Origin of the sequence: Rhodococcus sp. HM1 (genome assembly GCF_023218075.1) — a bacterium.
Taxonomy (GTDB): domain Bacteria; phylum Actinomycetota; class Actinomycetes; order Mycobacteriales; family Mycobacteriaceae; genus Rhodococcus.
In genome coordinates this window covers 1-12,362 of the sequence record NZ_JALPTB010000111.1, presented here as the reverse complement: position 1 = coordinate 12,362, position 12,362 = coordinate 1, and the positions used below count along the sequence as shown (strand labels likewise).

Sequence of the window (12,362 nt, the reverse complement as noted above, 5' to 3'; positions counted from 1 at the left end):
CCGACAACCGCGCCAGCAACACCGACAACGCCGCATGCACCACCATGAACAACGTCGCGTTGTGCGCCCGCGCCACCTGCACCAACCGCCCGTGCAACTCGGCCGGGATCTCCACACCGACGCGCGCACCGGCCACCGACTGCACCGCCGGGCGCGGACGATCGGCCGGCAACTCCAACTGGTCCGGCAGACCCGCCAGGGCTGTGGTCCAGTGGCGGATCTGCTGCGAGATCAGCGAGGACGGGTCGTCCTCCGAACCGAGCACCGACCGCTGCCACAACGCGTAGTCCGCGTACTGCACCGCGAGCGGTTCCCACGACGGCACGCCGCCGCCGATCCGGGACGTGTACGCGGTGACGAGGTCACGGACGAACGGCCCGCCCGACGAGCCGTCGGCGGAGATGTGGTGGACGACCGTGACGACCACGAAGTCGTCGGCGCCGAGCTCGAAAACCCGTGCGCGGAGCGGAATCTCGGTGGTCACGTCGAACGGCTGCCCGACGAATCCGGCCATCGCCCCGGTGATCGACGCCTCGTCGACGGTGACGACGTCCATTGCGACCGAGGCGCGTCCGGCAGGCAGGATCACCTGGACGGGCCCGTCGACGGTCTCCGGGTAGACGGTGCGCAGCGACTCGTGCCGCGACACCACGTCGGCGACCGCCGCGCGCAGCGCCTCGACGTCGAGGGCTCCGCGGATGCGCAGCGCGGTCGGCAGGTTGTAGGCGGTCGAGTCCGGGTCGAACCGGTTGAGGAACCACATGCGGGACTGCGCCAGCGACAACGGAATCCGCTCCGGGCGCACCTGTGCCGTGAGCGCAGCGCGTCCACCGGCACCGGTGTGCGACTCGAGCCGGGCGGCGAGGGCCTCCACCGACGAGGCTTCGAACAGTTCCCGCACCGGAACGCGGACCTCGAGGGCGGCGCCGAGGCGCGCCGCGACCTGGGTCGCGATCAGGGAGTTCCCGCCGAGCGCGAAGAAGTCGTCGTCGAGACCGACCCGCTCGACGCCGAGCACCTCGCCGAACACCGCGGCGACGATCTCTTCCACCGGCGTGGTGGGGGCGCGGAACGCGCGGGTCTCGAACACGGGCTCGGGCAGCGCCTTGCGGTCGAGCTTGCCGGACGCGTTGAGCGGGAACGCGTCGAGGACGACGGCAGCCGCCGGAACCATGTACGACGGCAGACTCTTGCCGAGCCCGGCGAGCAGCGACTGCTCGTCGATGTCGGCGCCGGCCTCGGCCACGAGGTAGGCGACGAGCTGATCGCCGGTGGGGGTCGCGACGACCTGCACCGATGCGGACATGACGGTGGGGTCGGCGAGCAGGGCCGTCTCGATCTCGCCGAGCTCGATGCGCTGGCCGCGGAACTTCACCTGGAAGTCGGTGCGGCCGATGTACACCAGTTCCGGTGCGCCGCCGGCCGTGCGGGTCCAGCGGACGAGGTCGCCGGTGCGGTACATGCGATCGCCGGAGAGACCGAAGGGATCGGCGACGAAGCGGTCGCTGGTCAGGTCGACCCGGCCGTGGTACCCGCGTGCGAGCTGGACGCCCGACAGATACAGCTCACCCGCGACCCCCAGCGGGACGGGGCGCAGCCGGCCGTCGAGCACGTACACCTTCGAATTCCACTGCGGCACACCGATCGGGACCGACCCGGCGTCGTCGAGCGCCGCCTGCCGGTAGGTGATCGACACGGCCGCCTCGGTCGGCCCGTACAGGTTGTGCAGTCCGGCCGACGCGACCGACGCGAACGCGTGCGCGGTCTGTGCGGGCAGTGCCTCACCGATGACGAACACGTCGCGCAGCGTCACCAGGTCGGCCGGGTCCGCGTACGAGACGAAGACGGCGAGCATCGACGGCACGAAATCGGTGACGGTGACCGACCGTTCCCGGATGGTGCGGGCGACGTATTCGGCGTCCCGGTGCCCGTCGGGTGTCGCGACGACGAGCGTCGCGCCGACCCGCAGCGGCAGGAAGAAGCCCCACAGCGACACGTCGAAGGTGGTGGCGGTCTTCTGGAGATAGACGTCGGCCTCGGTGAGTCCGTATTCGCCTTGCATCCAGGCCATCTGGTTCGCGATCGCCCCGTGCGGCACCGCGACACCCTTCGGGCGGCCGGTGGATCCGGAGGTGAAGATGACGTAGGCGGTGTTTCCGGGACGCAGCACCCCGGTGCGCTCGCTCGCCGGGACCGGTGTGGCCGGCAGGTGCGCGAGGTCGAGGGTGTCGAGGTGCAGGACCGGGATGCGCTCGGGCAGCGTGAGATCGTCGCGCTCGGTGGTGAGCACGCAGACGGGTTCGGCGGCGTCGAGGATGTACTCGGTGCGCGAGGCCGGGTGGTCCGGGTCCACGGGCACGTAGGCGCCGCCCGCGCGGAGGACCGCGTACATGCCGACGACGAGTTCGACGGACCGGCGCATCGCCAGCGCGACCCGGGACTCCGGTCCGACACCGAGGGAGATCAGGTGCCGCGCAAGACGATTGACTTCGGCATCGAATTCGGCGTAGGTGAGTTCGCGACCCTCGTACACGAGGGCGGTCGCGTCGGGGGTGCGGGCGACCTGTGCGTCGAAGCCGTCGAGCAGCAGACGGTCCGCGATCGTGTGCTCGGTGTCGTTGCACGTGTCGAGCAGGACGCGGCGCTCGTCGGCGCCGAGGATCTCGAGGTCCCCGACGGTCACCGTGGGATCGGTGGAGACCGCGTCGAGGATGCGCAGCAGTCGCTGCGAGATCTCCACGACCGACGATTCGTCGAACAGCGCGGTGGCGTAGGTGAGCATGCCGACCATGCCGTCGGTGTCGCTGTCGGTGGCGAGGGTCAGCTGCAGGTCGAACCGTGAGGTCGTCGTGCCGGCGTCGAGCCCCTCGACGCGCAGGCCCGCGAGGTCGAGGTGTGCTTCCTCGAGGTTCTGGAAGAACAGCGCCACCTGGAACAGCGGGTGCCGCGACTGCGACCGGACGGGGTTGAGCACCTCGACGAGCCGCTCGAACGGCAGATCCGCGTGCCCGAACGCACCCAGGTCGGTCTCGCGGGCCTGGGCGAGGAGTTCGGCGAAGGTGGCTGCGGGCGAGACCTGGGTACGCAGCACGAGGGTGTTGACGAACATGCCGACCAGGTCGTCGAGCGCCTGCTCACCGCGGCCCGCGACGGGCGTGCCGATCGCGATGTCCTCGGTGCCGGACAGCCGGGCCAGCAGCACGGCGAGCGCGCTGTGGACCACCATGAACAGGGTGCCGTGCTGGGTGGCGGCCACCGCTTCGAGGCGTTCGACGAGATCCGCGTCGATCGGGAAGCGGTACATCGCACCGGCGTTCGACGCGGTCTGCGGCCGAGGACGGTCGGTCGGCAGGGCGAGTTCGTCGGGCAACCCGGCGAGCGTGTTCTTCCAGTAGTCGAGCTGCGCGGCGATCAGCGAGTCCGGATCGTCCTCGGAACCGAGGACCCGGCGCTGCCACAGCGCGAAGTCCGCGTACTGGACCGGCAGCGGTTCCCAGGCCGGCGCCGATCCGACGCTCCGGGCCGCGTACGCCGTGACGACGTCGCGGGTCAGCGGGGCCATCGACGAGCCGTCCGCGCTGATGTGGTGCACGACGAGAACGAGCACGTGTTCGTCCTCGCCGAGCGCGAACAAGCGGATCCGCATCGGGACCGCGGTGGTGACATCGAATCCCTCGTCGACGAAATCGACCACGTCCGAGAGAATTTCGCCTGCGGTCGACGGAACGGGGATCAGTTCGTCGACGACCTCGGCGGTGGGGAGAACCACCTGGTGCCCGGTGCCGTCGAGTTCCGGGTAGACCGTCCGCAGGATCTCGTGCCGCTCGACGACGTCGCCGATCGCCGCGCGCAGGGCCGCGACGTCGAGGTGGCCGGTGAGGCGGATCGCCAGCGGGATGTTGTTGACGGTCGACGTGGTGTCGAACCGGTTGAGGAACCACATCCGCTGCTGTGCGAGCGACAGCGGGACGACGGTGCCCCGGTCCTGCGGCACGAGCGGGATGCGCCCTGCCGCATCGCCGAGCGAATCGAGGTAGGCGGCGAAGGATTCGACGGTGGAGAACTCGAACAGGTCCCGCACGGGAAGGCGGGTGTCGACGACGGCGCCGAGGCGCGCGACCGCCTGCGTCGCGATCAGGGAGTTGCCGCCGAGTTCGAAGAAGTCGTCGTCGACGCCGACACGTTCGACACCGAGCAGGTCGGCGAACACGGCCGCGACGGTCTCCTCGGTCGGGGTCGACGGAGCGCGGAACTCCCTGGGCTCGAACACAGGCTCCGGCAAGGCCTTCCGATCCAGCTTGCCGTTCCCGGTGAGGGGGATGGAGTCGAGGGTCATCACCACGGAGGGGACCATGTGGGACGGCAGCGACCGACCCACGAATTCCTTGAGCGCGTCCTGGTCGACGACCGATCCGGCCGCGGGCAGCACGTACGACACCAGCGTCGTCACGCCGGTCGCGGACGTGTGCCCGACGGTCGCGGCGAACTCGACGGAGTCGTGCGCGGACAGCGCGGCGTCGATCTCACCGAGTTCGATGCGGAAGCCGCGGACCTTGACCTGGAAGTCGCTGCGGCCGACGTACTCGATGACCGGCCCGGTGGGACCGTCGATCCAGCGCACGACGTCGCCGGTCCGGTACATGCGCGCGCCGGGCTCGGTGCCCGCGTCGTCCGTGAACGGGTTCGCGACGAAGCGTTCGGCGGTCAGGCCGTGACGCCGGTGGTAGCCGCGCGCGACGCCCGGTCCGGAGAGGTACAACTCACCGGCGACACCCATCGGCGTCGGGTTGAGGCGGCCGTCGAGGATGTGTGCCGAGACACCCCGCAGGGCGACACCGATCGGCATCGGGCCGTCCGCCTCGAGCGGGTCGCTACTGGTGGAGATGACGGTCGTCTCGGTCGGCCCGTACACGTTGAAGAAGTCGCGGTCGCCGGCCCACTTCGCCATCAACTCGGTGGAGTAGGCCTCACCGCCGACCATGACCGCGCGCAGCGAATCCAGACCGGCCGGGTCCATCGACGCCAGCGCGGCGGGGGTGATGAAGGCGTGGGTGACACTTTCCTTCCGCAGCAGCTCGGCGAGTTCGTCACCGCCGTAGACCGTCGGCGGCACGATGACCATGGTCGCCCCGGCACCGACCGCGAGCAGCAGCTCGAGGATCGACGCGTCGAAGCTCGGCGACGCGAAATGCATGGTGCGGGAGGAAGAGTCGATCTTGAACCGCTCGCGCTGCTCGGCCGACAGATTCGACAGGCCCCCGTGGGTGACCGTGACGCCCTTCGGGAGGCCGGTGGAGCCGGACGTGTAGATGACGTACGCGGTGTTGTCGACGGAGAGCGATCCGACGCGGTCCGCGTAGGTGACCGGCGCCCCGGACACCGCCGCGCACTCGGCGGCCAGTTCCGCGCTGTCGAGGGCGAGCCAGTCCACCGAGTCGGGCAGGCGGTCGCGGTGCTCGGTGACGGTGAGGCCGAAGCGCGAGCCGGAGTCGGTGACCATGTGCTCGATGCGGTCGGCGGGATAGGTCGGGTCCATCGGAACGAAGGCGGCACCGGTCTTCGCGACGGCCCACCAGGCGAGGACCGATTCGATCGAACGGGTAAGTCCGAGCGCGACGAAGGTTTCGGGCCGTGCGCCGCGCGCGATCAGTACCCGCGCGAGGCGGGAGGACTGCTCGTCGAGCTCGCCGTAGGTCAGACGGCGGTCGCCGAGAACGACCGCGGTGGCCGTGGGGTCGATCTCCACGGCCGCGGCGAGCAACTGCGGGAGGGTGAGTGCACGTGTGCGGCGTCGACGAGCGGGCCTGCTGGAGCCGGTCCTGCGGCGTGCCCCACCTGCAGCCTTGGCACCGGTCTCGTCAGCCGTCATTCGTTAACAACCCCTCATGCCCAGGACAGGAGAACCTCGGTCGCAGCGCGACGCGGGGCTCTCTCGTCTATTGACCCAACAACCCGCTCCATGGTACGAGCCGGCGCTTCGGCGCCACATCCGGCTGATGCGTGCACGAAAGCGTCAACTCTATACCCTCGCGGCGCGCCGATTCGTTACACGATCGCGACCTGGAGTGCCCGGAACCCGGGCCGCCGCGCGGTCCGGGTTCCGGCCCGCGCGGCGGCCGATCGAGCTGCCGCTCCCCCTACCGGCCGCCGCCGGCGGCGGTGACCACGTCGGTGAACAGATCCGGACCGTCGGCGCCCAGCAGGTCCTCGTATCCGGGCTCCGGCTGCACGTCAACGAACACCATCGCCGCGAGGTCCTCGGGGATTCCGTCGTCGAACCGGGGCGCGCCGGGTGACCCGACGAACAGGTGCGTCACCCACTGATCGGCGAGCTCGTCCTCGAACGACTCCGCGCGTTCCTGCGGCGCCACCAGGGCGGCACCGGCAGTGGCGGCCACGAGCAGCTCGAGCACCGCGGCCTCCGAATCGGCGGGCCCGTGCAGGTGGGTGCGGGACTCGTAGTCGACGCCGGTGCGGGCCGCGAGCCGGGCGGCGGTGTCCGCCGCGGCCGCGTGACCGATCACCCGCTCCTCTTCGGTGCCGGCCGCGATCACGAACGCCGGGTCGTCGCCCCGGATCGGACGTGTCAGGTCCGCGTAGGTCACCGGGGTCCCGGACTGCGCCTCGATCGCCGCGGCCGCGTCCGGATCGTCCAGGACGATCACCGACGCATCGGCGGGGTCCCCGGCGACACCGAGCACGACGTCGAGCCCCGCCCCGCCGGGCACTGCCCCGCCGGACACCGCCTCGTCGAGGAGGACGACTGCGGCACCGGTCTTGAGAACGGCCCACACGGCGGCGGTGCGGTCCACCGAGCGCGGCATCCGGATGCCGACCCGGCTTCCGGCGCCGATTCCGCGGCCGAGCAGGAACCGGGCCGCCCGCGACGACCTCGCGTCCAGCTCGGCGTAGGAGACCTCGTCCTCGCCGTCCGCGAGCGCCGGAGCCTCCGGGTCGGACTCGACGGTGGACATCAGCACCGACGCCAGGTTGCGGGCCGTGGCCCCCGACTCGGATTCCGTGTCGGTGGTGCGGGACTGGAACTGTGCGCGTTCGGCGGCACCCATGATGTCGATGTCGCCGACGGTCACGTCGGGCTTCGTGACGACCGCCTCCACGATCCGGGTGAACCGCTCGGCGAACCGCTCGACGGTGGAGGCGTCGAACAGGTCGGTGGCGTAGGTGAACCCGGCGATCAGCTCGTCCGGGTCGCCCGCGTCGTCGTAGGTGCCCTCGAGCGTCAGCATCAGATCGAACTTGGCCGCGACCTCCCCGGTGTCGAGGCCGCTGATCGTCAGGCCCGGCAGCTCGAAGGACACCGGCCGGAAGTTCTGCAGCGACAACATCACCTGGAAGAACGGGTGACGTCCCGACGACCGTGCCGGATCGAGAACCTCGACGAGACGCTCGAACGGCACATCGGCGTTCGCGAATGCCGACAGGTCCGTTTCCCGGGCGCGGTCGACGAGCTCACCGAACGACCGGGACGGATCGACGTCGGTGCGCAGCACCAGCGTGTTGACGAACATGCCGATCAGGTCGTCGAGTTCGGGTTCGCCGCGTCCCGCGACACCGGTGCCGACCGCGACGTCGCGGCCGCCGGTGAGCCGTGCCAGCAGGACCGCCAGCACCGCGTGCACCACCATGAACATCGACGTGTTGTGGGCGCGCGCGAGTTCGGTCAGCCCGCGGTGCAGCTCGGGCTCGAGCCTGAACGCGTGGTACGCGCCCGCCATGGACGGCATCGCCGGCCGCGGCCGGTCCGTAGGCAGTTCGAGATCGTCGGCCAGTCCGGCGAGAGCCTCCCGCCAGTAACCGAGCTGTGCCGAGATCTGCGAGTCCGGATCGTCCTCGGTGCCGAGGACGGCCCGCTGCCACAACGCGAAGTCGGCGTACTGCACCGGCAGCGGTGCCCATTCCGGCAGGCGTCCCGCGGCCCGCTCGGTGTACGCGACCATGACGTCACGGGTCAGCGGACCGAGCGAGAAGCCGTCGCCGCTGATGTGGTGCATGACCAGCACGAGGACGTGTTCGGTCTCGTCGACCGCGAACAACCGGATCCGAACCGGAATCGCCTCGGTCACATCGAATCCCGCCGACGCCAGGTCACGGACCCGGCCGGGGAGCTCGTCCGCGCCGACCCGCTCGGGAGTCAGGTCCGGCAGGGCGTCGGCGACCGGCAGCACCAACTGGTGCCCGCTGCCGTCGAGTTCGGGATAGACGGTGCGGAGGATCTCGTGCCGGCCGATCACGTCGCCGACCGCGCCCTGCAGCGCCGCCACATCCAGCGTGCCGGACAACCGGATCGCCAGCGGGATGTTGTAGGACCCGGAAGCCGGATCGAACCGGTTGAGGAACCACATGCGCTGCTGCGCAAGCGAGAGCGGCACGATCTCCGGTCGCGGACCGGCCGTGAGCGGCGCACGGCCACCACCGCCGGCGAGCCCTTCCAGCCGGGCCGCGAGCGTCCCGACAGCCGGCGCCTCGAACAGTTCCCGGACCGGGACCGTGGTGTCGAGTGCCGCGCCGAGCCGAGCCGCGACCTGCGTCGCGATCAGCGAGTTGCCACCGAGATCGAAGAAGTCGTCGTCCGCCCCGACGCGGTCGACGCCGAGCACGTCCGCGAACACCCCGGCGACGATCTCCTCGATCGGCGTCGACGGCGCACGGAACGCCTTGGCCTCGAACACCGGTTCCGGCAGGGCCCTGCGGTCCAGCTTGCCGACCGGGGTCAGCGGGATCGCGTCGAGCGGGATCACGACGACCGGCACCATGTGTGCGGGCAGCGAGGTCGCCGCGAACTCCCGCAGCGCGTCGACGTCGAGGTCGGCGCCGGCGGCGGGGACGACATACGACACGACGGCGGTGCCACCGGTCGGGGTCTCGTGGCCGATCGTCGCCGCGAAGTCCACGCTCTCGTGCGAGACGAGCACGGCGTCGATCTCGTCGAGTTCGACCCGGAGGCCGCGGATCTTCACCTGGTGGTCGCTGCGGCCGACGTAGGCGATCTCCCCGCTCGGGGTCCACCGCACGACGTCACCGGTGCGGTACATCCGCTCGCCGGGTTCGCCGTACGGGTCGGCGACGAACCGGTCGGCGGTCAGTGCGCCGCGGGCGTGATACCCGCGTGCGAGCTGGATTCCCGAGATGTACAACTCGCCGACGACACCGACCGGTACCGGGCGCAGCCGCGCGTCGAGCACGACCTCGCGCATACCGCGGATCGGGCCACCGATGGTGATCGGGGCGCCCGGCACCATCGGCTCCGAGATGTTCGCCATGATCGTGGTCTCGGTGGGGCCGTAGCCGTTGTACAGCGAACGACCGGGCGACCAGCGCGCGACGGCGTCGGCGGGCACCGCCTCACCGCCGGCGGCGAGGTGCTGCAGCGAATCCAGACCGGACGGGTCCATCGACGCCAGCACCGACGGGGTGATGAACGCGTGCGAAACCCGTTCGCGGCGAATGAGTTCCGCCAGTTCCGCACCACCGAACACGCCGGCGGGCGAGATCACCGTCGTCGAGGACGCGCCGAGCGCGAGCAGCAGCTCGAGCATCGATGCGTCGAAGCTCGGCGACGACACGTGCAGGATCCGGGAATCCGGTCCGGGACGGTAGCGCTCACGCTGCTCGACACAGAAGTTGTGCAGACCCGCGTGCGTGACCGAGACACCCTTGGGCTTACCCGTGGAGCCGGACGTGTAGATGACGTACGCCACCTGCTCGACCCGGGTCGGCAGGGGCAGTTCACCTTCGGCCACCGGAGTCGCCGCTTCCGCCTCGATCGCGGTCTGCAGCTCGGCGTCGTCGAGGACGAGCCAGTCGGTGACGCCGGGCAGTGCCTCCACGTGCTGCGCCAGGGTCAGACCGACCGCGGCGCGCGCATCGGTGACCATGTGCTCGATCCGGTCCGCCGGGTAGTTCGCGTCCACCGGGACGAACGCCGCCCCGGTCTTCGTCACGGCCCAGACCGCGAGTACCGATTCGATCGATCGCGGAATCGCGACCGCGACGAGCTGCTCGGCACCGACGCCGCGCTGCAGCAGCACGCGGGCCAGCTGCGACGAACGGGCGTCGAGCTCACGGTAGGTGAGCTCGCGATCCTCGCAGCGGACCGCGACCCCGTCGGGGTTCGCGGCGACGGCCGCAGCGATCAGCTCGCGCAACGTGCACGGCTCCGGTCCGGTCGGTCCGGCGTGCGCCAGGAGCCCGGCGAGCTCGCCGGGAGCGAACAGATCGGCGTCCCCGACGGCCCGCTCCGGGGACCCGGTCAGTGCGGCGAGCAGCCGCACGAAACGCTCCCCGAACGCGGCGACCGTCGAGTCGTCGAACAGATCGGTCGCGTACTCGAACATCGCGGGCACAGCCGCGCCTTCGTCCCGGTCTCCCGGGACGAGGGTCAGCTGAAGGTCGAACTTCGCGATGTGGGCGTCGGCCTGAACCGGCGCCACCGACAGGTCGCCGAGCTCGAACGTTCCCGCGGCCAGGTTCTGGAAGGCCAGCGCCACCTGGAAGATCGGCGAATGTGCCTGCGAACGGACGGGATCGAGCTCGTCGACGAGGCGCTCGAACGGAACGTCGGCGTGACCGAACGCGGCGAGGTCACCTTCACGGACCCGGCGCAGCAGATCGGTGAACGACTCGGAGCCGTCGATGACGGTGCGCAGCACCGCGGTGTTGACGAACATGCCGACCAGGTCGTCGAGCGCGGCCTCACCGCGGCCGGCGACCGGCGACCCGATCACGATGTCCTCGGTACCCGACAGGCGTGCCAGCAGCACCGCGAACGCCGCGTGCACCACCATGAACGGTGTCGCCGACTGCTCGGACGCGAACCGTTCGACGGCGGCGAACACGTCCGCCGGCAGCTCGAAGCGGTGCGTGTCGCCGCGATAGGTCACCTGCGCCGGCCGGGGCCGGTCGGTGGGCAGGTCCAGCACGTCCGGGGTCCCGGCGAGGGTCTCGGACCAGTAGGCGAGCTGGGCGGAGATCAGCGATTCCGGATCGTTCTCGTCGCCGAGGACTTCGCGCTGCCACAGCGCGAAGTCCGCGTACTGCACCTCGAGCGGTGCCCACGACGGCGCCTCTCCCCGCGACCGGGCCGCGTAGGACACCATCACGTCGCGGGCGAGCGGGCCCATGGAGAACCCGTCGGCGCTGATGTGGTGCGCCACGAGCACCAGAATCCGCTCGGCTGTGGACAACTCGTCGGAGGACAATTCGAGCAGCGCGGCACGGAAGGGCACCTCGGCGGTGACATCGAAGCCGGTACCGATCAGTTCGGCGACCCGCTCGGTGACGCGCTCGGCGTCGACACGCTCGACCCGCAGCACCGGAGCGTCGGCGACGGGCAGCACGACCTGCTGTCCCACGCCGTCGAACTCCGGGTAGTAGGTACGGAGCACCTCGTGGCGGGCCACGACATCCGAGACCGCTGCGGTGAGTGCCGCGACGTCGAGCGCTCCGCTCAGCCGCAACGCCACCGGAATGTTGTTCACGGCCGTGCCGGAATCGAAGCGGTTGAGGAACCACATCCGCTGCTGCGCCAACGACAACGGCACCCGCTCCGGACGCGGACGCGCCGTCAGCGCCGCCCGCGCCCCGGAACCGGCGTGCGACTCGACCGCCGCGGCCAGCGCCGCCACCGTCGAGGCCTCGAACACCGTCCGCACCGGCACCTGCGCATCCAGCGCCGCACCCAGCCGGGCCGTCACCTGCGTCGCCACCAGCGAATTGCCGCCGAGCGCGAAGAAGTCGTCGTCCAAGCCGACCCGCTCGACGCCGAGCACCTCGGCGAACACACCCGCGACGATCTGCTCGATCGCGGTGACCGGGGCACGGAAGGCCACGGCCTCGAACACCGGCGCGGGCAGTGCCCTGCGGTCGATCTTGCCGTTGATGTTCAACGGCAGCGCGTCGAGCACCACCCACGCGGTCGGCACCATGTACGACGGCAGCTCCCGCGCCGCCGACTGCTTCACCACATCGAGGTCGAGCTCGCCGTCGGGCACGAGATAGGCGACCAGCTGCTCGCCGAGATGCGCGTCCTCACGCACCACGACGACGGCCTGCGACACCGAATCCTGGTTCCGCAGAACCGATTCGATCTCACCGAGCTCGATCCGGAAACCACGCACCTTCACCTGGAAATCGGTACGCCCGATGTACTCGAGCCCACCGCGCTCGTTCCACGCCACCAGGTCACCCGTGCGATACATCCGCACCCCTGGGTCACCGAACGGGTTCGCCACGAACCGATCCGCCGTCAACTCCGGCCGACCGAAATACCCCCGAGCCAACTGCACACCCGACAGATACAACTCACCCGCAACACCCACCGGCACCGGACGCAACCGCTCGTC

Annotated in this window: 2 protein-coding genes; both read right to left on the bottom strand. The window is 70.5% G+C overall.

Translation table 11 applies throughout. The annotated features are described in order from the left end of the window. On the bottom strand, positions 1 to 5,869 hold a 5,869-nt coding region (locus M1M07_RS30550; RefSeq protein ID WP_248676564.1), incomplete at its 3' end, for a non-ribosomal peptide synthetase. Positions 5,870 to 6,137: 268 nt separating this feature from the next. Further along, positions 6,138 to 12,218, bottom strand: coding sequence for an amino acid adenylation domain-containing protein (locus M1M07_RS30545; protein WP_368862577.1), 6,081 nt, complete (start codon positions 12,216 to 12,218; stop codon positions 6,138 to 6,140). Positions 12,219 to 12,362: the final 144 nt, after the last annotated feature.